The following is a 26,652-nucleotide window of genomic DNA, read 5'->3' on the forward strand; positions in this document are numbered from 1 at the left end:
CCTCACGCCGCGTACGGCAGTTCCTTGTCCTTCGGCAGCGCCCGCGGCGCGCGCGGCGGCAGCAGGGCGCGGGTCTCGCCGGTGTGGGTCAGCAGGCGCAGGGTGCCGTCGGGGTCCTCGACCAGCGCGGTCAGGCTCTCGACCCAGTCGCCGTCGTTGGCGTAGACGCAGCCCTCGCGCTCGAACAGCGAAGCGCGGTGGATGTGGCCGCAGACGATGCCGTCCAGGCCGCGCTTGCGCGCGTCGTCCAGGCCGGCCTGGACGAAGCGGGCGATGTAGCGCTCGGCCGCGCCGCTGCGGCGCTTGAGGAAATCCGCCAGCGACCAGTAACGCTTGCCGAAGCGGCGCCGCACCTGGTTGGTGAGCTTGTTGCCGGTCAGGATGCGCTCGTACAGCCAGTCGCCGAACTTCTCCTGCATGCCGCCGAACTGGGTGATCGCGTCGTAGTCATCGCCGTGGGTCACCAGCAGGCGGCGGCCGTCGGCGGTGAGATGGATGGCGCGGCGGCGCACCTGCATGCGCGGCAGGGTCAGCCCGCAGAAGCGGCGGATCGAGCGGTCGTGGTTGCCGGGCACGTAGATCAGCTCGGTGCCGGCGCGCGCCAGCGCGTGCAGCGCCTCGACCACGCGGTACTGCGCCGAGCCCCAGGCGGCGCGGCGCTGCGACATCCACCACAGGTCGACGATGTCGCCGACTAGGTAGAGCTTGTCGCAGCGCAGCCCCTGCAGGAAGTCGGCGAACTCCGCCGCATGGCAGTGCTTGGAGCCCAAATGCACGTCGGAAACGAAGACGGCGCGGCGGCGTAACGGCAACGGCACGATCGAGGCGGGGCTCATGGCACGGTCTCGTGGCGGGGTCAGGTGTCCGGTGCGTGGGCCTGGACGGCGTCCGCGGCGTCGTTGGCGGCGTCGTTGGCGCCATCGTTCGCCGCCTCGCCGCCGGCCTGCGCCGGGCGCGGCGCGACGGCGCCGAGGTAGCGCTCGCGCTTCTTCGGCCGCAGCTGCAGCAGGTCCACTTCGATCAATCCGTCGACCGCGTCGCTGAAGGCGGGGTCCACGCCGAAGGCGAGGAAGCGCGCGCCGCCCGGCTCGCACAGGTCGGTGTACTGCTTGTAGAGCATCGGCACCGCGCTGCCGAGCGCGTCGAGGTTGTTCTTGAGCACGCGGAACGCGGTGCCCGCGTCGAGCGCGTCGAACTGCGGCGGCGCGGCGCGGTAGACGAAGGGCTGCTTGGACACCGCGTCCGCACCGGAGCCGCCGTAGTAACGCGCGTAGTAGGCGACGATCTGCTCGCGCGCCTGGATCGGCAGCGCGGCGCTGATCGAGACCGGGCCGAACAGGTAGCGGATGCCCGGGTTGCGGCTGAGATAGGCGCCGATGCCCTGCCACAGGTAGTCGATGCTGCGGCTGCCCCAGTAGTCCGGGGTCACGAAGCTGCGGCCCAGTTCCATGCCCTGGACCAGGCGCGGCACCGCGTCTTCGGCATAACGGAACAACGAAGCGGTATATAGCCCGGCCAGGCCGCGCTCGGCGACCACCCGGCTGCCGCGGGCGATGCGGTAGGCGCCGGCGATGCGCCCGGCCGCCTCGTCCCACAGCACGATGTGTTCGTACCAGCTGTCGTAGACGTCCACGTCCAGGCGCTGGCCGGTGCCCTCGCCGACCTGGCGGAAGGTCAGCTCGCGCAGGCGGCCGATCTCGCGCAACAGCGGCGAGCCGGCCGGCAGCGCGCCGACCCGGATCTGCTTGCCGTCGGTGGTGCTGCCCAGCGACTCCAGCGACTCCACGCCGGCGCGCACCAGCGCCGGGTCGACCGCCTCGATCAGCGCCTCCGGCCCGACCGGCGCCGGCCGCTCGCGCGGGGTGCCGACCGCATGCAGCTCGCGCCGCACCTCGCGCAGCACCTGCTGGGCGTCGCCTTCGGCCGGCAGGCGGAACGCGCGGCCGATGTGCAGGGCGATGCGGCGCGCGCGGCGGGCGAACATCTCGCGCGCCAGCAGCGCGGTGCCGGCCGGCTTGAACAAGGCCGAGGCGCCGTAGAAGAACGCCGAATTGCGCGCCTCGATGCGGATCGGCAGCACCGGCGCGCCGGTGCGGCGGGCGAAGCGCAGGAACCCGCGCTGCCAGCGCCCGTCGGTGACCCCGCGCAAACCCAGACGGGCGACTTCGCCGGCCGGGAACACGATCACGCATTGCTCGGCTTCCAGCGCCGCCTCGATCGCGTGCAGGCTCTCCGCGCTCGGCCGGCCGCCGAGGATGCGCACCGGCAGCAGCAGGTCCTGCAGGCCGTCGAGCGCCAGCAGCAGGTCGTTGGCGACGATCTTGACGTCGCTGCGGACCCGGCCCACCGCGTCCAGCAGCGCCAGCGCGTCGACCGCGCCGGAGGGATGGTTGGCCACGATCAGCAGCCGGCCGCTGGTCGGGATCCGGCGCAGCTCGGCGTCCTCGACCAGGTAGCGCGACTGCAGGAACTCCAGCGAGGCGGTGACGAAGTCGAACCCGTGCAGGTGCCGGGTTTCGCCCAGGAATTCATCGATCTGGTCGAACCTCGACCAACGGCCGAGGGTCCGCACCAGCGGACGGGCGAACCTCGCCCTGCGGCCGCGGAACCACTGCGGATAACGTTCTTCCAGTCGGCGTTCGAATTGCAGCATGGTCTTCGTCGCATCGGGGGCGGCGGTATGCCGCGCAGCCTGAGCCGGCGCGGCGACAGCCACATGGCGGTTTGGGGACAGTCCGGTGACAGGCCTGTCCGGTCTGGAGCGCCGCCCGGAAAGCGCGAAACGGCGATGCGTCGCCGTGGGAGCCGGCCATCCTGGCAGCCGCTCCAGGCTGGCAGCGACGCCCGCCCCCGGCCTCCGCCGAACGGCCGACCCGGCGCGGGCCCTTCAGCCGCGCTTAACGCCCAGACAACCCTGAGGCACGGCACAATGCGCGCACGCGGCCGAGCTTGTACAATGCTCGCCCATCTTTCTATCCGAATCGAAGGATATTGCCTCGATGTCCAGCTATCTGTTCACCTCCGAATCCGTCTCCGAAGGCCATCCGGACAAGATCGCCGACCAGATCTCCGACGCCGTCCTCGACGCCATCCTGGCCCAGGACAAGCGCGCGCGCGTGGCCTGCGAGACGCTGGTGAAGACCGGCGCGGCGATCGTCGCCGGCGAAGTCACCACCAATGCGTGGGTGGACATCGAAGCGCTGGCGCGCAAGGTCATCAACGACATCGGCTACAACAATTCCAATGTCGGCTTCGACGGCCACACCTGCGCGATCATCAACATGCTCGGCAAGCAGTCGCCCGACATCGCCGCCGGCGTCGACCGCAAGAAGCCGGAAGAACAGGGCGCGGGCGACCAGGGCCTGATGTTCGGCTACGCCTGCAACGAAGCCCCGGAATTCATGCCGGCGCCGATCTACTACTCGCACCGCCTGGTCGAGCAGCAGGCCAAGGTGCGCAAGCAGAAGAACTCCAAGCTGCCGTGGCTGCGCCCGGACGCGAAGTCGCAGGTGACCCTGCGCTACGACGACAAGCACCAGGTCGCCGGCCTCGACGCGGTGGTGCTGTCGACCCAGCACGACCCGGGCATCAAGCAGAAGGACCTGGTCGAGGGCGTGTACGAGCACATCCTCAAGCCGGTGCTGCCGAAGGCGTGGCTGGAAAAGCTGCCGAAGAACAAGGTCCACATCAACCCGACCGGCATCTTCGTGATCGGCGGCCCGGTCGGCGACTGCGGCCTGACCGGCCGCAAGATCATCGTCGACAGCTACGGCGGCATGGCCCGCCACGGCGGCGGCGCGTTCTCGGGCAAGGACCCGTCCAAGGTCGACCGTTCGGCCGCCTACGCCGCGCGCTACGTGGCCAAGAACATCGTCGCCGCGGGCCTGGCCGACAAGTGCGAAGTGCAGGTCTCCTACGCCATCGGCGTGGCCGAGCCGACCTCGATCTCGGTGACCACCTTCGGCACCGGCAAGATCAGCGACGACAAGATCGAGAAGCTGATCCGCAAGCACTTCGACCTGCGCCCGTACGGCATCGTCAAGATGCTCGACCTGATCCACCCGGTCTACCAGCTGACCGCCGCCTACGGCCACTTCGGCCGCAAGCCGAAGGAAGTCAGCTACGTCGACGGCGCCGGCAAGAAGCAGACCGCCACCGCCTTCTCGTGGGAAAAGACCGACAAGGCCGAGGATCTGCGCAAGGACGCCGGGCTGAAGAAGTAAGCCCGTCTCGTCCCGCAACAAGAAAAAGGGCCGCGAAAGCGGCCCTTTTTCGTGGGCGGGACTTCGGTTCCGATGCGCTTGTTACGGATCGCCGCGAACTGGCCGGACAGCGTCGGGCCTGAAGGCCCTCCCACAAAAGCCTCGTCGCGGCGGCCCGCGGTTGTGGGAGGGACTTCAGTCCCGACGCTCTTCGCTCAGACCGCAGCGCCCCCCCACGACGCGGCCGCGCGCCTCAATCCTCGCCGACGCGCACCACCAGCTTGCCGAAGTTGCGGCCTTGCAGCAGGCCGATGAACGCTTCCGGCGCGTTCTCCAGCCCCTCCACGCGATCCTCGCGCAGCTTCAGCCGGCCGCTGGCGATCCACTCGGCCATGTCGCTGCGGAACGCTTCGAAACGCTCGGCGTAGTGATCGAAAATGATGAAGCCCTGCACGCGGATGCGCTTTTGCAGGATCGCCGACATCAGCTGCGGCACCCGGTCGGGGCCGGCCGACGCGTTCTTGTCGTTGTAATGGGCGATGATGCCGCACACCGGCACGCGGGCGCCGATGTTGAGCAACGGCAGCACCGCGTCGAACACTTCGCCGCCGACGTTCTCGAAATAGACGTCGATGCCGTCGGGGCAGGCCTGGGCGAGTTGCTGGGCGAACTGCGGATCGCGCCGGTCCAGGCACACGTCGAAGCCGAGTTCATCGAGCGCGTAGCGGCGCTTGTCTTCGCCGCCGACGATGGCGACCACGCGCGCGCCCTTGAGCTTGGCGATCTGCCCGACCACCGCGCCGACCGCGCCGGTGGCCGCGGCCACCACCACGGTTTCGCCGGGCTTGGGCTGGCCGAGGTCGAGCAGGCCGACGTAAGCGGTGAAGCCCGGCATGCCCAGGCCGCCGAGCGCGTGCGAGGGTTCGGCCATGTCGCCGAGCGCGGTCAGGTCGCTGCCGTCGGACAGCGCGTAGTCCTGCCAGCCGGCGTTGCCGAGCACCAGGTCGCCGGGCTTGAACTGCGGATGGTTCGAAGCGACCACGCGGTTGACCGTGCCGCCGACCATCGCCTCGCCCAGCGGCACCGCCGGAGCGTAGACCGGGCCGATTTCGTCCATCAGGTTGCGCATGTACGGGTCGAGCGAGAGATACAGCGTGCGCAGCAGCACCTGGCCTTCGCCGGGCTGCGGCACCGGCGTCTGTTCGAGGCGGACGTCGTGCGGGGTCGGCAGGCCCTGCGGGTGGGCGGCGAGGACGAAGCGGCGGTTGATGGCGGTGGTCTGGGGCATGGGGCGGTGTCCTGGGTGGGTGATGGGTCGGTCGATTAGACCGGTCGTCTAGTAACAGGGCGAAGAAAAGGGCGGGTGCGCCGAGGCGCCCCGCCCTGCGGTGTTCAGTCGTGCGCGGGCAGCCCCAGCAGGTGCCGGGTGCCGGCCATCGCCAGGTCCATCGGCTCGCGCTCGCGCTGGACCTTGGCCAGCAGGCTGGCGCCGATCCAGTTCTGGTACAGCGCCTGGGCCAAGGCCTGCGGCTCCGGCCCGGCGGGCAGCGAACCGTCGCCGCGGCCGCGCTCGATGCAGCGGGCGATGCGGGCGATGACCGCGCCGGTGCCGCGTTCCAGCGCCGCGCGCATGGGTTCGGACAGGTCGCAGACCTCGGCGCCGAGCTTGACCACCAGGCAGCGGCCGTCCGGATCGGAGCCGGTCTGGGCTTCGCGCCAGTCCTCGAAGTAGGCGATCGCCCGCTGCGCGCCGCTGCCGGGCTGCGCCATCAGCGCGTCGACGTGCAGCAGGTAGTCGCTGAAATACGCCTCCAGCACCGCTTCGCCGAAGGCCTCCTTGGAGCCGAAGTAGTGATAGAACGAGCCCTTCGGCACCTGCGCCGCCGACAGCACCTCGGCCAGGCCGACCGCGGTGAAGCCCTTGCGCAGCATCAGCGGGTAGGCGATGTCGAGGATGTGCTTGCGCACGTCGTGGGGGGCCGGGATCGCGTTCATGGGACGCACTGTACGCGCCATTAGACCGGTCGTCTAGTACCGAAATCGCGCACTCGGGCCCGCTGTTGTGGGAGGGCCTTCAGGCCCGATGCTCTTGTTCCGGACTGCGGCGCGACCTGGGCGAAAAGCGTCGGGCCTGAAGGCCCTCCCACAGGAGCTTCCGCCATGGATCGTGGGGCGCAGCGTCGGGCCGTAGCGCTCCGGCAAAAAACGCCGGCCCTGAGGCCGGCGCTGTGTCGCCACGAAACGATGCACCCCGCGACGCTTACTTCGCCGCCTTCGCGCCCTGCCCTGCCTCGGCCTTCGCGCCCTCGCCCTTCGCATTCGCGGGCTTGGCGTTCTTGACATAGGTCTCCAGCCAGCGGTTGGTCTCGGCCAGCATGTGCAGGATCGACTCGCGCGCGCGGTAGGCGTGGGCTTCGTTGGGCAGCATCACCAGCCGCGCGTTGCCGCCCAGGCCCTTGATCGCCGCGTACATACGTTCGCTCTGGATCGGGAACGTGCCCGAGTTGTTGTCCTGCTCGCCGTGGATCAGCAGCAGCGGGTCCTTGATCTTGTCGGCGAAGTTGAACGGCGACATCGCCTCGTAGGTGTCCTGCGCCTGCCAGTAGTTGCGCTCCTCGGCCTGGAAGCCGAACGGCGTCAGGGTGCGGTTGTAAGCGCCGCTGCGGGCGATGCCGGCCTTGAACAGGCGCGTGTGGGCGAGCAGGTTGGCGGTCATGAAGGCGCCGTAGGAATGGCCGCTGACCGCGACCCGGTCGCGGTCGACGACGCCGCGCCGCACCACTTCGTCGATCGCCGCCTGGGCGCTGGCGGTGAGCTGGGCGATGTAGGTGTCGTTGGGTTCGCGCTCGCCTTCGCCGACGATCGGCATGGTCGGGTTGTCGAGCACCGCATAGCCCATCGCCAGGTACGGCAGCGGGCCCCAGTAGCTGACCGCGTTGAACTCGTACGGCGAACCGATCACCTGGCTGGCCGCTTCGGCGCTCTTGAACTCGGCCGGGTAGGCGTACATCAGCATCGGCAGCGGGCCGTCGCGCTTGGCGTCGTAGCCGGCCGGCAGGTACAGGTTGGCGGTCAGCTCGACGCCGTCGCTGCGCTTGTAGCGGATCAGCTCTTTCTTGATGTCGCGCAACTGAGGCGTGGGATGCGGGAAGTGGGTCAGCGCCACCGGCGCGGCGTCGCCGCCGAGTTCGCGCCGCTGCAGGTTGGCCGGCTCGGTCGGCGATTCGCGCAAGGTCAGCACGGCCTTGGCCGCGTCGTCGAGCACCGCTACCGGCTGCTCGAAGTACGGCGCCTGCGAATGGAACAGGCGGGTGCGGCGCTTGTCGGCGAGGTCGAGGCGGTCGAGGAAGGGACGGTCGCCCTCGCTGGAGGCGCCTTCGCCGATGAAGTAGAGGCTGCCGCCGTCGGCGCTGGTCAGCAGGCGCTCGCCGCCGGCCGCGTCGCGCACGCCGACCGGCTTGCCCGGATCGTTGTAGCGGTCCTCGCTGCGGCCTTCGCTGATCAGTTCCGGCGCGCGGTCGCCATGGTCGGGCGCGATCCGCCACTGGCGCACCTGCCGGGTCTTCCACCAGAACTCGTCGATCAGCGCCAGCTCGCCGCTGCCCCAGTGCGCGCCTTCGTAGCGCGAGGCCAGCCGCGCCAGGGTCTGCGGCGGCTTGTCGAACGGCGCGGCCTGCATGAACACCGCGTCGCGGATCTCGACCGCGCGGCCCGGATCGCCGCCGTCCTGGGCCTCGGCCCAGACCAGGGTCGCCGGCGCGTCGCTGCGCCATTCGATCTCGCGCACGCCGGTGGGCACCGCGTCGTTGCCGGTCGGCAGGCCGTCCACCAGCGGCAGGCGCGCGACTTCGTGCTCGAACCGGCCGTTGCCGTCGAGCACGTCGATGCGGCGCGCGAACATGCTCGCCGGCACCAGGTAAGAGAACGGCCGCTGCAGGCGCGTGGTCAGCACGTGGCGGCCGTCGGGCGAGGCCGACACGCCGGTGTACAGATCGGGCGCGCCGAACTTGGCGACCTGGCCGACCAGATCGACCGTGGCCAGTTGCGAACGCAGGTAGTACTCGAACTGGCGCGCGTCGTTCTCGTTGCGCAGCAGGTCCTGGTACGTGCGGATCTGCTTCACGCCGCCACCGGCGCGGGTTTCCTGGGTGGCCGGGCCTGTGGGCACGCCGCTGCCCGCCGGCGCGTCGCCTTGCCCTTCAGGCTGCAGCCGCACCAGCAGGCGACGGCTGTCGGGCATCCAGCCGTAGCCGCGGCCGGCGACGGTGTTGAGCCCGGCGACGAGCTTGCGCGCGCGCCGGGTCTCCAGTTCCACCAGCCACACCTCGTTGGCGCCGCTGGCGGCGTCGACGCGGTTGAACGCCAGCCAGCGCTGGTCCGGCGACCACTCCAGCGACGCCAGCGACAGCGGCGACGGCAGGCCGTCGATCTGCACGGTCTTGCCGCTGGCGATCTCCAGCAGCTCCAGGCCGCTGGCGAAACTGAAACGGCTGGCCGAGCGCACGCGCGGATGGATGCGCATGCCGGCGAGCTTGAGCTCGGGCTGGGCGACCACCTCGATCCCCGGCAACGACGGCGTGCGCATCAGCGCCATCCAGTCGCGGCGCGGGCTCAGCGACATCTGCGGCGGACGCGGCGCGTCGACGATGGCCTGCAGCGCCTTGGGCGGCAATTGGTAGCCGTCGCCGAAGGCTGCGGCCGCGGCCGCCGGGGCGGCGACCTTCTTGGCCGCCGGCGCGGCCTGCGCCGCCATGCACGGCGCCAGCGCGGTCAACAGCAGGCCCGACATCAGCCAGCGGCGGCCCGGCGAGGGCGAGGGCGAGGGAAGTCGGCGGTCGGAGCGGCGCGGGTGCGGCTTCATGGGGTATCGGTCCTCGAATGCGGAAAGTCGGAACGCGGCCCGGCCCGGCGCCGTCGTGGCGACGGCGGCGATGCGCGGCGGCGCTCCCCGCTTCGAGCTTAGCCGCCCGGCGCGTCGCGGCGCCTATGCCATTGGGGCCGGTCGACGGCGGCGCCGGCGGCCGCGCGCGCCGCCGCACCGCCGCGTTCAGCCCCGCGTTTCGGCGCCCGCAGGCCGCGCGATATACTTCGCGCTCAGCCCGCCGAGGGGCGCTGCGACCGTGACGGACACGGCCAGGCTCGGCGAGGCCCAGGTCCCAACGGCGCCCGGTTTGAGTCTTCGCGACTCGCCGGACCCGGCATCCCGCCGGCTCCCCCCGCACTGGAGCTATTCCGAATGAACGCAGTACCCAAGACCTTCTCGACCGAAGGCGATTACAAGGTCGCCGACATTTCCCTGGCCGACTGGGGCCGCAAGGAAATCGACATCGCCGAGCACGAAATGCCGGGCCTGATGTCGATCCGCAAGAAGTACGCCGCCGCGCAGTCGCTCAAGGGCGTGCGCGTGACCGGCTCGCTGCACATGACCATCCAGACCGCGGTGCTGATCGAGACCCTGCGCGACCTCGGCGCCGACGTGCGCTGGGCTTCGTGCAACATCTTCTCGACCCAGGACCACGCCGCCGCGGCGATCGCCGCCAGCGGCACCCCGGTGTTCGCCTGGAAGGGCGAGTCGCTGGAGGAATACTGGGACTGCACCCTGGCCGCGCTGAGCTTCCCGAACGGCCAGGGCCCGGAGCTGGTCGTCGACGACGGCGGCGACGTGACCCTGCTGATCCACAAGGGCTATGAGCTCGAGAACGGCGACGGCTGGGTCAACACCCCGTCGGGCAACCACGAAGAACAGGTCATCAAGAACCTGCTCAAGCGCGTCCACGCCGAGCGCCCGGGCTTCTGGCACGAAGTGGTCAAGCACTGGAAGGGCGTCTCGGAAGAGACCACCACCGGCGTGCACCGCCTGTACCAGCTGGCCGAAGCCGGCACCCTGCTGGTCCCGGCGATCAACGTCAACGACTCGGTCACCAAGTCCAAGTTCGACAACCTCTACGGCTGCCGCGAGTCGCTGGCCGACGGCCTCAAGCGCGCGATGGACGTGATGCTGGCCGGCAAGGTCGCCGTGGTGTGCGGCTACGGCGACGTCGGCAAGGGCTCGGCCCACTCGCTGCGCGCCTACGGCGCCCGCGTCGTGGTCACCGAGATCGACCCGATCAACGCGCTGCAGGCGGCGATGGAAGGCTTCGAGGTCAACACCGTCGAAAGCACCCTGGGCCGCGGCGACATCTACGTCACCACCACCGGCAACAAGGACGTGCTGACGCTGGACCACATGTCGAAGATGAAGGACCAGGCCATCGTCTGCAACATCGGCCACTTCGACAACGAGATCCAGGTCGACGCGCTCAACACCTCCGGCGCGACCCGCCTGAACATCAAGCCGCAGGTCGACAAGTACACCTTCAAGACCGGCAACTCGATCTTCCTGCTGGCCGAAGGCCGCCTGGTCAACCTCGGCTGCGCCACCGGCCACCCGAGCTTCGTGATGTCGAACTCGTTCGCCAACCAGACCCTCGCCCAGATCGACCTGTGGGCGAACAAGGACAGCTACGAGCCGAAGGTCTACATCCTGCCGAAGAAGCTCGACGAAGAAGTCGCGCGCCTGCACCTGGAGAAGATCGGCGTGAAGCTGACCACGCTGACCGCCGAGCAGGCCCAGTACCTGGGCGTGTCGGTGGACGGTCCGTACAAGCCGGATCACTACCGCTACTGATCGGCGTCGCCTTCGGGCGATGCGCGGATACGAAAACGGGCGCCTTCGGGCGCCCGTTTTTCGTTTGCGCGGGCGCCTCGTACAGACCTCGCACCGCGTCGGCGAACGATCGGCCGCGTCGCGGCTTGCGCCGCTCCTGCAGAGCCGCGTTGCAGCAGCGGCGCAGGCCTCGACCGCGTAAGATACGCGCCGACGAAACCTGAACCGCCTGCGCTGATTCAGCTCCGCGCCTTCCACCTAGGGTCTGTCCGAGCTGGCAGCCCCCGCCCCCGCCGCTACCCTGACGCCATCCTTTCGCAGGAGCGCGCCATGGTCCGTCCGATCGACGCCCCGTCGTTTCCGAGCTACGTCCCGCCCGCCGACAACCCGGCGCCGGTGCAGGTCGGTACGCCCGAGTACTACAAGCAACGCCTGGCCGACTTCGAAGCGCGCAACCCCGGCATGACCCCGCCGGACTACTACATGGGCTACGGCGACAAGTACATGGAGCGCTTCGCCTCGCTCGACAGCACCGACCTGTCGCCGGCGGGACTGGCCTGGCGCGACCGCACCACGGTGGCGCTGCAGACCGCGATCGAGGACTACCGCATCCGCGACCCGCAAGGCTTCGCCGAACTCGAACGCGACCCTGCCGCATTCCGCGAGTTCGCCTTCGGCACCCATCCCGACGCCTACGTCGATTCGGGCCTGTACCAACTCTCGGCGCAAGACCTGACCGTGATCGCGCTGACCCCGGACATCAACGACGTGCTGAGCCAGGAAGGCATCGACCAGACCAAGCTCACCATCGGCAAGCTCGACATCGACAACCTGCCCGGCATCCTCGGCGCCACCGGCCTGCAATACCTGCAGGACGCCGGCCCGTTCGCGCTGACCCCGCAGGGCCTGAGCCTCGGCCTGGGCAAGCAGGGCGAGCGCCTGTTCGACCGGCTGACCGAGCAGGACTGGTTCCCCAGCCTCGACAAGCTGCCGACGGTGGCGGTGCCGGATATTCGCGACCTGGTGCCGGACATCAACTTGCCGGACGATATTCCGGGCGTGCCGTTTATTTGAACAATTTTCGCGATGCGCGCACGGCGCATCGCACGATCGATACGCAACAACACGGCGGGCGCCTGCGGGCGCTCGTTTTCGTTTGCCGTCATCGGATCGGGGGTGGATGCAGTTCGACTCGACCGAACGGTCGCAGCGCCGGCGCCGATGCGGTTCGCGAGCGCCTACAACGACAACCGCTCGCGCAGCTCCCGCGACTGCCGTCGCGACACCTCGATCCGGCTGCCGTCCTTGAGTTCGAGTTCGTAACCGTCGCCCACCGCCAGTTCCACCGATTTCACCGAGCGCAGGTTGACCAGGGTGTTGCGGTTGGCGCGGAAGAACAGCGCCGGGTCCAGCCGCGCTTCCAATGCGCTGAGGCTGCGCGCGAGCAGCGCGCATTCGTTGCGGAACCAAACCCGCGCATAGTTGCCGTCGACGACGATACGGTGGACCTCGCGCAGGGCCACGAACCAGCAGCGTTCGCCGTCGCGCAGGAACACCTGGTCGTCGGCGCCGAGCGGGCCGCGCGCTTCGGCGGGCGCCGGCTCGGCCGGCAGGCGCGCCCGCGCGCGCTGCAGGGCCGCGGCCAGGCGCAGCGGTTCCACCGGCTTGACCAGGTAGTCCAGCGCGTTGGCCTCGAAGGCCTGCACGGCGTAGTGATCGTAGGCGGTGGTGAACACCACCAGCGGCGCGGTCTCCAGCGCGGCGATGACGTCGAAGCCGCTGCCCGACGGCATCTGGATGTCGAGCAGCACCAAATCCGGGCGCAGCCGCGCGATGGCGTCCTGCGCCTGCGGCACGTCCTCGGCCTCGCCCAGCACTTCGACCTGCGGCGACTGCGCCAGCAGCGTGCGCAGTTCCTGCCGGGCCAGGCGGGTGTCGTCGACGATCAGCACGCTCAGCGGACGCAGGCTCATTGCGGAATCTCCAGTTGCGCCAGCACCCGCGCGCCGTGCTGGCGCAGCTCGAAGGTCCCCGGCGGCGCGGCGTGGGCCAGGCGCGTGCGCAGGTAGGCCAGGCCGACGCCGCGACGCACCGATTCGGGCTCGATCCGGCCGGGGTTGCCGACTTCGATCCGCAGCGCGCCCGCGCCGCCGCGCACCCGCAGGCTCAGCTCGCCGCCGCCGGGCGTGCGCGCGATGCCGTGCTTGATCGCGTTCTCCACCAGCAACTGCAGCGCCATCGGCGGCAGCCGCTGCTCCAGCGCGGCCGGATCGATCTCGCGCACGATGCGCAGGCGGTCTTCGTAATGCACCGCTTCGACCGCGAGGTAATCGTCGACCACGCCCAGTTCCTCGGCCACGCTGACGTTCTCGCGCTGGCTGTGGTCGAGCGCGTGGCGCAGGGTCGAGGACAGCCGGGTGACCAGTTCGCGCGCGCGCTCGGTGTCCTCGTTGATCAGCGCGCGCAGGTTGTTGAGCGCGTTGAACACGAAATGCGGATTGAGCCGGGCGCGCAGCGCGTCGAGTTCGGAGGCGTGGCGCAGCGACTCGGCGTTGAGCCGGGCGATCTCGCCCTCGCGGTAGCGGCGCATCGCCACCGTCCAGCTCCACAGCGCGGCCCACAGGCCCAGCATCAGCGCGGTCTGGGCCCAATAGGCGACCAGCAGCGGCGCGGCGAAGCCGGCGGTGTTGTCCTGGCCAAGCCAGATCCAGTCCGCCTTCGCCGCCAGCCACAGCGGCGGCACCAGCAGCAGTTGCGCCAGCAGCGCGCCCAGCAACACCGCGCCGAGCAGGCGCAGCGCCAGCCGCATCGGCCCGAGCTCGAACCAGTGCCGGCGGCGGGCGATCGAGCGCAGGACCGCGCCGGCCGCCCACAGCTCCAGGGTCAGCGCGACGGTGATCGTGACCGAGCCGGAACTGATCGACGTGAACGCGGCCGCCATGCTCAGGCCGAACACGCAGTAACCGGCCCAGAACAACGCGTCGAACAGGGCCGAACGGTTCGGGGTGCGCATCATTCGCCGCTTCGCTATGGGTGGACAGGACGGCGCCCGGGCATCGTTCGCCGCGGGACGCCGGACGCGACGGCGACGGCGCTCGTCGCCGCCGCCGCGCTCAGTCCGCGGACCGGGCGGCGAGGACGCCGCGCACCTGCTCTTGCAGCCACTGCGGATCGTCCCACATCAGGAAATGGTAACCGTCCTTGCTCAGTTCGATGCGCACGCCGTCGAGCTTGGCGTACTGGTCGCGGTACAGCGCCGCGGTGGAGTCCTGGGTCGCGCCGAAGCGGGCGTAGCCGGCCCACGAGGCCAGCACCACGGTCGGTACCCGCACCTGCTGCAGTTGCGGGCGCAGGTCGGTGGCCATCATCTCGAACATGGCCTGGGCGGTGGTGGCGCGGTCGCTGGCCTCGCCCCACCGGATCAAGGTCTGCACCCGCGCCTGGTCGTGGGTCATGCCCTGCACCGCGGCGGCGATGCCGCGGCGGTAATGCTCCGCGTCCTGGCCGAGCATCTGCGCGCGCATCGCCTCGGCGCCCTTGCGCACCGCCTCGGGGCCGGCGCCGGGCTGCATCACCGCGCTCATGTCGGCCAGGGTGTCGACGATGATCAGCCGGTCGATGGCGCCGGGCTTGGCCGCCATGCCCATGCGCAGGGCGACGAAGCCGCCGAGGCTGTGGCCCATCACCACCGCGCGCTTGAGCTTGCGTTGTTCGATGTAGGCCAGCAGTCGGTCGCGCATCGCATCGGTGAAGACCTCGGCCTTGGCCTCGGCCGCCGGCGCGCCGGCGAAGCCCGGCAGCTGGATCAGGTGGCACTGGACCTTGTCGGCCTGCAGCGCCGCGCAGGTCTCGCGCCAGGTCTCGGCGCCGGAATTGAGGCCGGGGATCATCAGCACCGGCCGGCCCTTGCCGACCACCTCGACGCTGAGGTCCTGGAAGCGTTCGGCGGCGGCCTGTGCGGCGCCAGCGGCCAGTAGCGCGGCCAGGGCGAGGACGATGCGGCGGACGGCGTGCGGACGGCGGGACTGCGGCATGGCGGGCTCCTGGGCGATGGCGGGATGGCCTCACCTTGCCGCAGGCGCCGGGCGCGGCGGCGCGATGGATGAGCAGCGGCGGCCGGCCGCGGCGAGCGGCGCTGGCGGCGGACGAGCGGCGCGGCCGCCGCAGCGGCGAGCGGCGCTACGGCGACGCCGGCTCGGCGCGGTTCAGCGACCAGAACGCGATCGCACGCCGCAATTCGAAGCCGTTGCGCCGATACAGCTCGATCGCGCGCGCATTGTCCTGGCTCACGTGCAGGAACGCAGTGCGGCCGCGCGCGAGGTTGTCGTTGACCAGCAACGCCATCAGCCGGCGCGCGTGGCCGCGGCCGAGGAAATCCGGGTGGGTGCAGATCGCGCTGAGCTCGGTATAGCCGTGCGTGCCCATGCGCTCGCCGGCCATCGCCGCGAGCCGGCCGTCCTCGTAGATGCCGAAGTAACGCCCTAGTTCCATCGTGCGCGGCCGGAAGTAGTGCGGGTAGACCAGCGCGGTCAGCGCCAGCACGTCCTCGCGCCGGGCCGCATCGAGCTCGACGATGGGCGCTTCGCCGCCGCCGGCCGCATCGCCGGCGGCGATCGGCGCGCGGCAGACCATCTGCGCCAGGTCGGCGAGGTGGCGCAGCCGCCAGTGCGGGCCGACCGCGGGCGCCGCGCCGAGCACCAGCGCGGTGTCGCCGGCGGGAACCAGTTCGCACAGCGCCGCATCGGCCTCGGCGCCCGCGGCCGCCGCCGCCGCGGCGAAGCCCAGGAACGGCGCCACCGCGGCCGGATAACGGGCGAACCCGTCCGCGCCCAGCGCCAGCGCGCGGTGGCGGCTGGCCAGGGACGCCCAGATCGGATTGTCGAGATCGCCTTCGCTCATGCCGGCCGCCTGCAGGGACTGCCCATCGCAATGGCGGCGCGACGGCGGCGAGTCAAGCCGGCGCGGAATGCGACTTTGGTCGGAGCTTGCCCCACGCGGCGATGTTCCAATCCATCGCGATAAAGAGATATTATCCCGACAACCCCGCCACGGTCCCGTTCCCATGCTGCCGATCAGCTTCGAGTTCTATCCGCCCAAGACCGACGATCAGCGCAGCCAGCTCGACAAGACCGCGGCCAAGCTGCGCGGGTTCTCGCCGAGCTACGTCTCGTGCACCTTCGGCGCCGGCGGCTCGACCCTGAGCTACACGCCCGAGACCATCCGCCGCCTGCGCGGCAAGCACGGCCTCGACGCGGCGCCGCACCTGTCCTGCGTCGGCGGCACCCGCAGCGAGATCCGCGAGTTGCTGGCGCTGTACCGCGAGATCGGCTGCCGCCGCCTGGTCACCCTGCGCGGCGACCTGCCCTCGGGCATGGCCAGCGCCGGCGACCTGCGCTACGCCAACGAACTGGTCGAGTTCATCCGCGCCGAGACCGGCGACCACTTCCACATCGAAGTCGCCGCGTATCCGGAAACCCATCCGCAGGCGCGCGATGCGCTGTCGGACCTGGAGAACTTCAAGCGCAAGGTCCGCGCCGGCGCCGACGGCGCGATCACCCAGTACTTCTACAACCCCGACGCGTATTTCCGTTTCGTCGACGACGTGCGCGCGTCCGGCATCGACGTGCCGATCGTGCCGGGCATCATGCCGATCGCCAACTTCAGCCAGCTGCGCCGCTTCTCCGAGCTGTGCGGCGCCGAGATCCCGCGCTGGATCGCGCAGCGCATGCACGCCTACGGCGACGACGCCGACAGCATCCGCGAGTTCGGTGCCGACGTGGTCGCGCAGCTGTGCAGCCGACTGATCGAAGGCGGCGCGCCGGGGCTGCACTTCTATACGCTCAACCTCGCCAAGCCGACGCTGTCGGTGCTCGCGCGCATCGCCTGAGCGCGGCGCGCGGCGCGCGTCATCGCGCACGCGCGCGGGCCGGCGGCCCGGTCGGGCGACAAGGTTCGCCTGGCGATTCCGGCACCTAAAACGTGCGTAAAAAAGCGTATACGCCTGACAGGCGGCGCTCGTTCACCCAGCTGAAGCGAAACGACGCAACGCACACAAATGCGTCGTGCTGCCCAGCACCAATGGCGAACTGCACGCGCAGGTCTCAGCTTGCGTTTGCCTTGCGACAAGTTCGGTCTTGAGCCGCGCGACCCGGCGCGCGCCCACTGGCGCCAGGATGCATCGCCACGACGAGCGATGCCCTCGCGACCGCCACCGCCGGCCCGGCCACGGGCCCCGCGGCGTGCAGCGGTCACCAATGGAGAGTGCGCACATGACCGTCCGCAATAAGCTCTTGCCGTTGAATTTCGCCATCGCTCTTTCGCTCGGGCTGGCCGGCGCCGCTACGGCCGCCGAACCGGCGCCGCTGTTCTCCACCCCGGCCGCCGCGCTCGCGCGCAGCGCCGATGCCGACATCACCTTCAAGGCGGTGAAGGCCGAACGCGCCGCGGTGCGCGTCGACCTGGTCCGCGCCGACACCCGCCAGATCACCGACACCCAGGACCGGCTGCTGCTCAACCTCGCCCCCGGCGTGAGCCTGACCGCGCACAAGCTGCAGGCCCAGACCAAGGCCGACGGCATCGTGATCTGGCAGGGCATGGTCGGCGACCCGAACGCGCAGCTCAAGCGCATCAACCAGTTCACCGGCGCCGAGCTGGTCGACAACCCGGAAGAGTCGGCGATCCTGGTGCGCCAGGGCGACCAGATCTCCGGCACCGTGCGCAGCGGCGGCAAGCTCTACCGCATCGATCCGCTCAAGGCCGGCGGCCACGCGATCAGCCTGATCGACGAGTCGAAGATGCCCGAGGACCACCCGGCCGCCTACGCCGCCCTGCCCTACACCCCGGTCAAGCTCGATCCCAAGTTCGACGAAGCCAAGGCCGGCGAGAAAGCGCCGAGCGTGGTGCGGGTGATGGTGGTCTACACCCAGGCCGCCGCCAACGCGGTCGGCAACACCCTGACCAAGGCCAACCTGGCCATCACCGAGAGCAACCAGAGCTTCGCCAACAGCGCGGTCAACGTGCGCTTCGAACTGGCCGGCCAGTACACCGACAGCTACGTCAGCGCCGGCTTCGACACCGACCTGAGCCGCTTCGCCGGCACCACCGACGCGTATCTCAACAGCTACCACACCACCCGCAACACCATCAAAGCCGACGTCAACGTCCTGATCATCACCGACCCGGCGTACTGCGGCCTGGGCTACCTCAACTCGAGCGCGGCCAACGCCTTCAGCGTGGTCGGCGCGAGCTGCATGACCGGCTACTACAGCTTCGCCCACGAGATCGGCCACAACTTCGGCGCGCACCACGACCCGAGCAACGGCAACAACACGATCTACCCCTACGGCCACGGCTACTGGGGCCCGGGCAACGCCTGGCGCACGATCATGGCCTACAGCTGCGGCAGCAACTGCCCGCGCCTGAACTACTGGTCGAACCCGAACATCACCTACAACGGTTCGCCGATGGGCACGGCGGCCAAGAGCAACAACGCCCGCGTGCTCAACGAGCGCGCCGCGACGGTGGCGGGCTTCCGCTGACCTTCGTCCCGCGCGCGGCGCTCGAGGGCGCCGCGCGCGGTTGGCGCGCCGGTGGTCGCGCGCCTGCCCGATCGACCGCATGCGCCGCGTACGCTGGGACCGATCCGGGCGACGCAGCCTCGCTGCCGCATCCTGACGCCACGACTCCCCACTCCCTCATTCCGGCGAAAGCCGGAATCCGTTTTGCCTTGGCCGCGGCCGTTGCCGTTGCACTTGTCCTTGTAATTGCCTTTCGCTCGGACGCAACCCCACGTGAAGCACACGCCCCGCAGCCCCGGAGGGCGTGCGCATGGATGCGCACGCGCGCCATGGGGCAGGATGCCCCTTATGGCGCGGCCCCGCGCCGCTGTGAGCCATAGTGGCTCTTGATTCGAAACAGGAAAAGCACTTTCTTTGGTTACTTTCTTTGTTGCTTTGGACAAAGAAAGTGACCCGGCCGCTTGCGGACGGAAGCTTTGGATCTTTGCTTGTCCTCACTCGTCACGACGACAAAGGTTGACCCCGCCGCGGTACGCCCACCTGTAGGAGCGGCGCAAGCCGCGACCGCGCCATCGCAGCGATCGCGAAGATTTCGTCGTAGTTGCGTTGTCGCGGTCGCGGCTCGCGCCGCTCCTACAGTCGGGTACGCAACTCTGCTGCCGTCGTTGACGAGCGACGACAAGCGACAATCAAGAGCTTTCGTCCGCAAGCGGCCGAGTTACTTTCTTTTGGCAGCGCGCCAAAAGAAAGTAACCAAAGAAAAACGCTTGTCTAAAGTCACCAGCCACTAAGTCCAGCACCGGGCGCCGGGATGCGCCGTAAGGGGCATCCTGCCCCTACAGCGCACGCGCGCATCCATGCGCGCGCCCTCCGGGTCTGCGAAGCCTCGGCCTCGTTCGAGATGAAGACCAGACAAAGGCAACAGCAAAGGCAACAGCAACAGCAACAACAAAATCAAAACGGATTCCGGCTTTCGCCGGAACGACGGCCGAGAACGTCCGTTGCGTTCGCACTGTCGCAATCGCCTCTCACCGGATTCCCGCAGAAACAAACGCAACCCGCCTCAACCCCTCGCACCAACGAAGCAAGCCGCAACCGCGACGACTCGGCAACCACCAACCTCCCCCGCCGCGACCGCTGCACTGTCCCTGCGCCGCACCCGGCGCTAGTCTTCGCCGATGCCTTCGCCCGTCCGTCCCAGCCTCCGCTTGTTGCCGCCGCTCGCCTTCGCCGCGGCGGCGCTGTTTCCCGCCGTCGCCCCGGCGCAGATCCACCGCTGCACGGACGCGCACGGCAACTCGGTCTACACCGACCGCGACTGCGCCGCGGCCGGCGGCGTGGATCGATTGCCGCGCGGCGCCGCCGCGGCGGCCAAGCCCGAGGCCGCGTACGCCGGCGGGTGCGCGCGCAACCTGCGCGACCTGGTCGGCGCGATCACCACCGCCATCGACGCCCACGACGGCAACAAGCTCGCCGCGGTGTATCACTTCGCCGGCATGTCCGACGACCAGGGCTATGCGGTGATCCAGCGCCTGGACGCGATCGCCCAGCGGCCGCTGCTCGACATCGCGCCGGTGATGGGCGCCGCGCCCGAACCCGCGCCGCCGCGTCCCGGCCCGTGGACCACGCTGCCGGCGGCCGCGCCGAACGCCGCGCTGGCGCCGCTGCCGCCGGTCGCGCCGCCACCGCCGCCCGCGCCCGCCACCGGCCTGGGCCGCCCCGCCGGCATGGACGCCGACCCGGCGCCCGCGCCCGCCGCGGACACCGCCGCCGTCGCCGACTCCGACGCCGCACCCGCCCCGGCGCGCCGCCGCGCCGCGCCGGTCGCGCTGCGCCTGGAACAGACACTCGCCAACGGCGTCACCCCGTCGCGCACCGTGTTCGGGCTGACCCGCCACTTCGGCTGCTGGTGGATCAAGGGCGGTTGAAGCCGCGCCTGAATGGGCGTATCCGACGCGCCCTGCACGCCCATACGCCGCAGTCGCGTTGGGAAGGGGCGACCGCGCAGGGCACAATAGCGGTTTCCCCACCCGACGACGGAAGCCGACGATGCAATACCCCGAATGGATCTGGCACAACGGTTCGATCAAGCGCTGGGCCGAAGCGACCACCCACGTCATGTCGCACGCGCTGCACTACGGCTCGTCGGTGTTCGAAGGCATCCGCACCTACGACACCCCGAACGGCCCGATCATCTTCCGCCTGAACGACCACAACCAGCGTCTGTTCGCCTCGGCCAAGATCTACGACATGCCGGTGCCGTACTCGCTCGCGCAGATCAACGCCGCCTGCCATGAAGTGATCAAGGCCAACGGCCACAGCACCGATTACCTGCGCCCGGTCGCCTACCGCGGCCTCGGCGGCTTCGGCCTGTCGGCCGACACGCCCACCGACGTGGCCGTGGCGACCTGGAAGATGGGCCAGTACCTCGGCCCGAGCGTGCTGGAGGAAGGCATCGACGCCTGCGTGTCCAGCTGGCAGCGCTTCGCCCCCAACACCATCCCGGCCGGCGCCAAGGCCGGCGGCAACTATCTGTCGGGCCAGTTGGTCGCGCGCGAAGCGCGCCGCCTGGGCTTCGGCGAAGGCATCGCCCTGGCCTCGACCGGCCTGCTCTCGGAAGGCGCCGGCGAGAACCTGTTCCTGGTGTTCAACGGCGCGTTGCACACCACCCCGGTCAGCGCGGCGCTGCTCAACGGCCTGACCCGCAACACCATCATCACCCTGGCCCGCGACGCCGGCATCGAAGTGGTCGAGCGCGACCTGCCGCGCGAATACCTGTACCTGTGCGACGAGTTGTTCATGTGCGGCACCGCGGCCGAGATCACCCCGATCCGTTCGGTCGACGGCCGCCAGGTCGGCAGCGGCCGCCGCGGCCCGGTCACCGAGCGCATCCAGGAACTGTTCTTCGGCCTGTTCAACGGCAAGACCGCCGACAAGTACGGCTGGCTGGAAGCGGTGAAGTAAGCGCTGTGCGAACAAGAGCGCCGCGGCCGCCGGGAGCGGACGCGGCGCTTTTTTTTGCGCTTGGCTGTTGTAGGAAGGGCTTCAGCCCCGATGCTCTTGCCTCGGATCGCGACGACCTGAGCGAAAGGCATCGGGGCTGAAGCCCCTCCCACAACAGCCCAAGGCACGGCGCTTACTGCGGTGCGCGCGAGAACCGCAACGTCGCCACCACCCCGCGCTCCTCGCCCGGCTTGACCCGCACGTCCCAGCCGTACAGGTCGCACAGGCGCCGCACGATCGACAGGCCGATGCCGCCGCCTTGCGAGTGCCCGGCATGGGTGCCGCGGTAGCCGCGCTCGAACAGCTTGGCCGCATCCTCCGCGCTCAAGCCCGGGCCGGAGTCGATCACGTCGATCGAATCCGGATGCAGCCGCACCACCACGCTGCCCTCGGTGGTGTACTTGACCGCGTTGCCGATCAGGTTGCCCAGCGCCACCGCGATCGCCGCTTCCGGCGCGTCCACCACCAGCCCGCGCTCGCCTTCCAGGCTCAGCGCCAGGTTCTTGGCGCCCATCTGCGCGCGATGCGCGTCGAGCAACTGCTCCGACAACCGGGCCAGGTCGGTCGAACCGTGACCGCGCTCGTTGCGCGAGAGCAACAGCAGCGCGCTGATCAGGTCGGTGCACTGCTGCTCGGCGCGCTGGATCCGCAACAATCGGTTGCGACTCTTCTCTTCCAGATCCGGCCGCGACAGCAACAACTCGACCGCGCCCTTGATCACCGCCAGCGGCGTGCGCAGTTCGTGGCTGACGTCGGCGTTGAACTCGCGGTCGCGCTGGACCACGTTGGTCAGGCGCACCGCGTAGTCGTCCAGCGCCTCGGCCAACTGGCCGACCTCGTCGTCGGGGAAGTGCGCGGCCAGCGCCTCGGACTGGGCGCTGCGGCCGGAGCGCTTGATCCGGTTGGCCAACTCCGACACCGGGCTCATCACCCGCGAGGCCGCCCACAAGCCCACCAGCAGCGAGAACAGGGTGAACACCAGCACCGACAGATACAGCGCGCGGTTGAACTGGGCCTCGCTGCGCGCCGAGGACGTGGTGTCGTAGGCCAGGAAGAACCAGGCCTTGGGGGTCTTGCGCACCGCCAGCTTGTAGGCGAACGGGCGGCCGTCGTCGCCGACGCCGTTCATGGTGACGATGCCGTCCTTGAGCTCGTACCACTCCGGCCGGTTGACCCGCACCGACTCGAACTTGTCCGGCGTATAGACGAACGCGCGCACCTGGTCGAAGCCGAATTGCGGGTTGCCCGGCGCCAGTTCGAACTGCTGCGCGGCCTTCTCGATGTTTCGGTTCATCGCGTCTTCGATCAACTGGTTCTCCACGCGGGTGCGGGTCCAGTTGGTGGCGAAGGCGAACATCGTGGTCAGCCCGAAACCGAGCAGCACGAACGACAGGATGATGCGGCTGCGCAAGCGCCGCCGAAAGCGCTTCTTCTTTTTCAGCCGCGCCGCGGAAGGGTCGGACGAGGCCACGCGTCAGCCGTTTTCGGGCGCTGCGATGCGATAGCCGATGCCGTGGCGGGTCTGGATCAGCGGGGTGTCGAACGGCTTGTCGACCACCGCGCGCAAGCCGTGGATGTGCACGCGCAGGCTGTCGGAATCCGGCAGCTCCTCGCCCCACACCCGGGTCTCCAGTTCCTGCCGGGTGACCACCGCCGGCGAGGCCTCCATCAGCGCCTGCAGGATCTTCAGCGCGGTCGGGTTGAGCTGCAGCAGCTTGCCCTGGCGGCGCACTTCGAGCGTGTCGAGGTTGTATTCCAGGTCGGCGGCGTTGAGCACCCGGGTCTGCACGCCGCGGCCGCGCCGCGACAGCGCGTTCAAGCGCACTTCCACTTCCTGCAGGGCGAAGGGCTTGATCAGGTAGTCGTCGGCGCCGGAGTCGAAGCCGGCGAGCTTGTTGTCGAGGCTGTCGCGCGCGGTCAGCATCAGCACCGGCGTCTGCTTGCGCGCTTCGTTGCGCAGCTTGCGGCAGACCTCCAGGCCGTCGATGCCGGGCAGGTTCAAGTCGAGCACGATGGCGTCGAAGTCGTGCACCACGGCCAGGTGCAGGCCGGTGATGCCGTCGGCGGCGAAGTCGACGGTGTGGCCGCGGTCTTCGAGAAAGTCGCCGAGGTTGGCGGCGATGTCCTGATTGTCTTCGATTACGAGGATGCGCATGAGCTCGTCCCAGTGGGGGTGGCGGTACGACCATGGCCGCACGCAACAGGTTCCTTAGGCGTCGCGCGCGAAGCGGCGACGGCAGGCGGAGGATTCTGCCAGAGCGTTTGTAAAATGAACGGGAAACGCCCCTGCCCGCAAGCAGGCGTCATCGCCTGGAACCGGCGAATGGGCCAGAAGTCATGGCCCCCGATGCCCGGATGCGCCGCCCGGACCGGGGCCGGAAAAACAAAGGCCCAGACGCGGGGCCACCGCGCCTGGGCCAAAAGGTGTTGCCCCGATTACCGTAACCTGCGTTCGCCCAGAAGACGTCTGACGAGGAGCGTGATTGGGTGGAGCGGCAGTGCTTCGGTGGGCTAAAGCTACGCGGATTTCGATTAAACCGTCGTTAAAAGCCGCGTTAAATAAAAGTTATCCGCAACCGGAAATTGGAGTCGTCCGGGCCCGGCCCTTCCGCGCCGGGGACCTGCCGTTCGGCAGGTCGCCGACAGATGACCTGCCCGGCTTGCCATTTGCCGGGGATCGGGCAAGCCAGACCCCGGGAAAACGCCCCGTTCAGCGTCTCGCGGCCAGCCGACGCGCCGGTTTTTCCCGGACCCGGCCGGCCACGTAGTCGACGATTTCCACCGCCACGTCGACCCCGCTGGCCTCCTCGATGCCTTCCAGGCCCGGCGAGGCGTTGACCTCCAGCACCAGCGGCCCGCGCGCGGAGCGGATCAGGTCGACGCCGGCCACGCCCAGGCCCAGGACCTGGGCCGCGCGCACCGCCACGTCCTGCTCGGCGGCGCTGGCGCGCACGCCCTTGGCGGTGCCGCCGCGGTGCAGGTTGGAGCGGAAGTCGCCCTTGGGCGCCTGCCGCTTCATCGCCGCCACCACCTTGCCGCCGACCACGAAGCAGCGCAGGTCCGCGCCCTTGGCCTCGGCGACGAACTCCTGCACCAGGAAGTTCGCGTACAGCCCGCGCAGCGCCTCGATCACGCCCTTGGACGCCGACAGCTTCTCGGTCAGCATCACCCCGGCGCCCTGGGTGCCCTCGTTGAGCTTGATCACGTGCGGCGGCGGGCCGAGCATCGACAGCAGGTCGGCGGTGTCGTCGGGGTTGTCGCCGAACACCGTCGCCGGCAGGCCGATCCCCTGCGCGGCCAGCAGTTGGTGGCTGCGCAGCTTGTCGCGCGCGCGCAGGATCGCGTCGGAGGTGTTGGGGCTGTAGCTGTCCATCAGCTCGAACTGGCGCAGCACCGCCGAGCCGTAGCGGGTCACCGAGGCGCCGATGCGCGGGATCACCGCGTGGTAGCCGGCGATCTCGCGGCCCTTGTAGTGCATCTGGAAGCCGTCGGAGGCGATGCGCATGTAGCAGCGCAGCGGGTCGAGCACGCGCACGCTGTGGCCGCGGTCGCGCGAGGCTTCGACCAGCCGGCGGGTCGAGTAGAGCTTGGTGTTGCGCGACAGGATCGCGAGCTTCATGGCGGGGTCGGCTGCAAGATGAGAAGGGGGTCCGGCGGAAATGGGGCGTGCGCGCGCGGGTTCAAGCGTGCCGGGTCGAGCCCGCCGTTGTCGAATGCGCCGGCCGGGACGGGGCGGCTCAGGCGCGCGGCGGGCGGCGGCGCACGCGTCCGTGCAGGAACGAGCGTGCGGGATCGACGGTGAATGCGTGCGCGACCGCGGTCCGGCCCAGCAGCATCGGGAAGCGCATGCCGCGACGATCCGCCAGGTTCATGTCAATTTCGCGCTCGCTGCCGGCCAGACTCAGCACGGTGCGGATGAACACGCGGCGGGTGCGGTGGCCGCCGGAATCGGTGACCTCGCGCTCGTCGGCCACCGGCGCGAGCGCCTCGACCTCGCCGCTGCCGACCGCGCCCGGGCGCAGGCGGAAGCCGACCCACGGCGCGCCGGCCTCGACGAAACGCCATTGCGCGTCCACGTGCAGGGCCGAGCTGCGCGCGCCGGTGTCGATCTTGGCGCGCACCGCGGCGATGCCCAGCACCGGCAGGGCGGCGTACTCGCGCCAGCCCAGGACGATCGGCGCAGGGCCGGACAGGCCCGCGGCGGGCACCGGCGAAGACAGGATCGGGGAAGACATCGCACCTCCGTTGTGGCGAACGCTGAAAGGACTCGGGGGCGACAACAAGAGACGACGGCGGCGGCTTCGCGGCCGCGCGCCGGCCGGTCCGCAGCGGGTGCGGAAGCCGCCCGTGGCTGCGATGCGATGCGCGGCGGCGGACGGGCCGACGCGACCGGGCGCGCAGTCTAACTCGGCCGCATTGCGAGCGTCGATGCGTTCGTTGCGGCGGCGGGAGGGAATGATTTTTTTACATCGGCCGGCGCGCGGCGCGGCCTGCGAACCTGACCGATTCAGCCACGCCGGCGCCCCGGCGCGCCGCCAGGATTCGCGCCGCGAACGTCGGCGCGCACGCGCGGACCGCGCCGGATCAGTTGCGGCAGTTGCGCCGTTCCTCTTGTACTTCCTGCGCCACCGCTTCGGCGCCGAGCACGGCCAGCTCGCGGATGTTCTTTCGCGTCTCCTCGCAATCCGACGGACCGCCGCCGCCGAACAGCAAGCCGATCTGCCCGACCGTGGACGCGATCGAACGCGGCGGCCGCATGCGGAAGCGCTGCGCGCCCTGCCCCGGCAGGACCGGCACGCGACTGGCGAAAGGCTTGGCCGGCGCCGACGGCGGCGCGTCCCAGGGCGCGCGCGCGGCCGGGCCGGCGGCGGGCGCGACCGGCGCCGGCGGCGCGGCGCCCAGGTCCACTGCGGTCAGGCCGGCATCGGCCTCGTCGGCGGGCACAGCGGCTTCGACCGGCAGGCGCGCAGGCGGCGGCGGACGCGCCAACGCGGACCGCGCCGGCGCACGCGCAGCCGCCGGTTGCGCCGCCGCGTCCTCGCGCGGCGCAGGCTCGGCCGCAGGCGGCAACCACACCAACGTCAACGCCTGCGCGTCCACGGCCGCGCTGCGCGGCATCAACGCCTTGCCGGCCAGCCAGAACAGCGCGGCATGGAACGCCGCCACCGCCGTCCACGCCAGTATCGATTCGCTGCGCGAAACCTCGCGCGCCGCGCGACTGCGCACTGCCGGCGCGGTGCGCGCCCACTGCTCCGCCTGCATTCCTCTTCCATCCCTGCGAGTC

Annotated in this window: 21 protein-coding genes and 1 riboswitch; of the genes, 7 read left to right on the plus strand and 14 right to left on the minus strand. The window is 70.1% G+C overall.

From position 1 onward, the window contains the following. Positions 1 to 2: 2 nt before the first annotated feature. The gene (locus BLV01_RS11265; RefSeq protein WP_091798960.1) at positions 3 to 836 is read right to left on the minus strand and encodes a UDP-2,3-diacylglucosamine diphosphatase; all 834 of its coding nucleotides are present in this window, start codon (positions 834 to 836) and stop codon (positions 3 to 5) included. A gap of 20 nt (positions 837 to 856) precedes the next feature. After that, a complete protein-coding gene (locus BLV01_RS11270; RefSeq protein WP_091798963.1) occupies positions 857 to 2,653 on the minus strand; it encodes a bifunctional ornithine lipid synthase OlsF in 1,797 nt (598 codons plus the stop codon). A gap of 346 nt (positions 2,654 to 2,999) precedes the next feature. On the opposite strand from BLV01_RS11270, the gene metK reads away from it, so the two are divergent. Then, positions 3,000 to 4,223 carry a methionine adenosyltransferase gene (gene metK, locus BLV01_RS11275; protein WP_091798965.1) on the plus strand — a complete coding sequence of 408 codons (1,224 nt, stop codon included), beginning with the start codon at positions 3,000 to 3,002 and terminating at the stop codon, positions 4,221 to 4,223. Positions 4,224 to 4,455: 232 nt separating this feature from the next. Here metK and BLV01_RS11280 read toward each other — a convergent pair whose 3' ends face one another. The 3 genes from BLV01_RS11280 to BLV01_RS11290 form a co-directional block, all read right to left on the minus strand. After that, positions 4,456 to 5,490, minus strand: a complete 1,035-nt coding sequence (locus BLV01_RS11280; RefSeq protein WP_091798968.1) for an NADP-dependent oxidoreductase — start codon at positions 5,488 to 5,490, stop codon at positions 4,456 to 4,458. A gap of 104 nt (positions 5,491 to 5,594) precedes the next feature. Then, positions 5,595 to 6,197, minus strand: a complete 603-nt coding sequence (locus tag BLV01_RS11285; RefSeq protein ID WP_091798971.1) for a TetR/AcrR family transcriptional regulator — start codon at positions 6,195 to 6,197, stop codon at positions 5,595 to 5,597. Between the two features lie 265 nt (positions 6,198 to 6,462). Next, entirely contained in the window at positions 6,463 to 8,955 is a 2,493-nt protein-coding gene (locus tag BLV01_RS11290) for an alpha/beta hydrolase family protein (RefSeq protein ID WP_254782614.1), read from the minus strand. Positions 8,956 to 9,300: 345 nt separating this feature from the next. Continuing rightward, positions 9,301 to 9,377: riboswitch (S-adenosyl-L-homocysteine riboswitch) on the plus strand. 61 nt (positions 9,378 to 9,438) lie between these two features. Between BLV01_RS11290 and ahcY the strand changes: the two genes are divergently transcribed. Continuing rightward, on the plus strand, positions 9,439 to 10,869 hold the full coding sequence (gene ahcY / locus BLV01_RS11295; protein WP_091798977.1) for an adenosylhomocysteinase: 1,431 nt from the start codon (positions 9,439 to 9,441) through the stop codon (positions 10,867 to 10,869). A gap of 309 nt (positions 10,870 to 11,178) precedes the next feature. Next, positions 11,179 to 11,922: a hypothetical protein gene (locus BLV01_RS11300; protein ID WP_091798980.1), complete on the plus strand. Its 744-nt coding sequence runs from the start codon at positions 11,179 to 11,181 to the stop codon at positions 11,920 to 11,922. A 164-nt stretch (positions 11,923 to 12,086) separates the two neighbouring features. Here the strand turns inward: BLV01_RS11300 and BLV01_RS11305 are convergent, their stop codons facing one another. The 4 genes from BLV01_RS11305 to BLV01_RS11320 all read right to left on the minus strand — a co-directional run bounded on the left by BLV01_RS11305 (position 12,087) and on the right by BLV01_RS11320 (position 15,747). Then, entirely contained in the window at positions 12,087 to 12,821 is a 735-nt protein-coding gene (locus BLV01_RS11305) for a LytR/AlgR family response regulator transcription factor (RefSeq protein WP_091798983.1), read from the minus strand. Next, positions 12,818 to 13,864: a sensor histidine kinase gene (locus BLV01_RS11310; protein ID WP_091798986.1), complete on the minus strand. Its 1,047-nt coding sequence runs from the start codon at positions 13,862 to 13,864 to the stop codon at positions 12,818 to 12,820. The genes BLV01_RS11305 and BLV01_RS11310 overlap by 4 nt, the downstream gene beginning before the upstream one ends. A gap of 97 nt (positions 13,865 to 13,961) precedes the next feature. Continuing rightward, complete coding sequence (locus tag BLV01_RS11315) at positions 13,962 to 14,882, minus strand: alpha/beta fold hydrolase (RefSeq protein WP_091798989.1); 921 nt, start codon at positions 14,880 to 14,882, stop codon at positions 13,962 to 13,964. 145 nt (positions 14,883 to 15,027) lie between these two features. Then, positions 15,028 to 15,747, minus strand: coding sequence for a GNAT family N-acetyltransferase (locus BLV01_RS11320; protein ID WP_091798992.1), 720 nt, complete (start codon positions 15,745 to 15,747; stop codon positions 15,028 to 15,030). 163 nt (positions 15,748 to 15,910) lie between these two features. Between BLV01_RS11320 and metF the strand changes: the two genes are divergently transcribed. The 4 genes from metF to BLV01_RS11340 all read left to right on the plus strand — a co-directional run bounded on the left by metF (position 15,911) and on the right by BLV01_RS11340 (position 21,329). Then, the gene (metF, locus tag BLV01_RS11325) at positions 15,911 to 16,735 is read left to right on the plus strand and encodes a methylenetetrahydrofolate reductase [NAD(P)H] (protein ID WP_091798995.1); all 825 of its coding nucleotides are present in this window, start codon (positions 15,911 to 15,913) and stop codon (positions 16,733 to 16,735) included. 382 nt (positions 16,736 to 17,117) lie between these two features. Then, positions 17,118 to 18,386: a M12 family metallo-peptidase gene (locus BLV01_RS11330; protein ID WP_175485865.1), complete on the plus strand. Its 1,269-nt coding sequence runs from the start codon at positions 17,118 to 17,120 to the stop codon at positions 18,384 to 18,386. Between the two features lie 1,187 nt (positions 18,387 to 19,573). Further along, a complete protein-coding gene (locus BLV01_RS11335; protein WP_175485868.1) occupies positions 19,574 to 20,293 on the plus strand; it encodes a DUF4124 domain-containing protein in 720 nt (239 codons plus the stop codon). A 121-nt stretch (positions 20,294 to 20,414) separates the two neighbouring features. Continuing rightward, the gene (locus BLV01_RS11340) at positions 20,415 to 21,329 is read left to right on the plus strand and encodes a branched-chain amino acid transaminase (RefSeq protein ID WP_091799003.1); all 915 of its coding nucleotides are present in this window, start codon (positions 20,415 to 20,417) and stop codon (positions 21,327 to 21,329) included. Positions 21,330 to 21,501: 172 nt separating this feature from the next. Here BLV01_RS11340 and BLV01_RS11345 read toward each other — a convergent pair whose 3' ends face one another. From BLV01_RS11345 to BLV01_RS11365, 5 genes are all read right to left on the minus strand, one after another. Beyond that, positions 21,502 to 22,839: a sensor histidine kinase gene (locus BLV01_RS11345; RefSeq protein WP_254782602.1), complete on the minus strand. Its 1,338-nt coding sequence runs from the start codon at positions 22,837 to 22,839 to the stop codon at positions 21,502 to 21,504. A gap of 3 nt (positions 22,840 to 22,842) precedes the next feature. After that, entirely contained in the window at positions 22,843 to 23,523 is a 681-nt protein-coding gene (locus tag BLV01_RS11350; protein ID WP_057946468.1) for a response regulator transcription factor, read from the minus strand. Positions 23,524 to 24,078: 555 nt separating this feature from the next. Further along, the gene (gene rimK / locus BLV01_RS11355) at positions 24,079 to 24,987 is read right to left on the minus strand and encodes a 30S ribosomal protein S6--L-glutamate ligase (protein WP_091799006.1); all 909 of its coding nucleotides are present in this window, start codon (positions 24,985 to 24,987) and stop codon (positions 24,079 to 24,081) included. 118 nt (positions 24,988 to 25,105) lie between these two features. Next, positions 25,106 to 25,603, minus strand: coding sequence for an ATP-dependent zinc protease family protein (locus BLV01_RS11360; protein WP_091799009.1), 498 nt, complete (start codon positions 25,601 to 25,603; stop codon positions 25,106 to 25,108). A gap of 349 nt (positions 25,604 to 25,952) precedes the next feature. Further along, entirely contained in the window at positions 25,953 to 26,630 is a 678-nt protein-coding gene (locus tag BLV01_RS11365) for a hypothetical protein (RefSeq protein WP_091799012.1), read from the minus strand. Positions 26,631 to 26,652 lie beyond the last annotated feature (22 nt).

This window comes from Lysobacter sp. yr284, assembly GCF_900107375.1.
Taxonomy (GTDB): Bacteria; Pseudomonadota; Gammaproteobacteria; order Xanthomonadales; family Xanthomonadaceae; genus Lysobacter.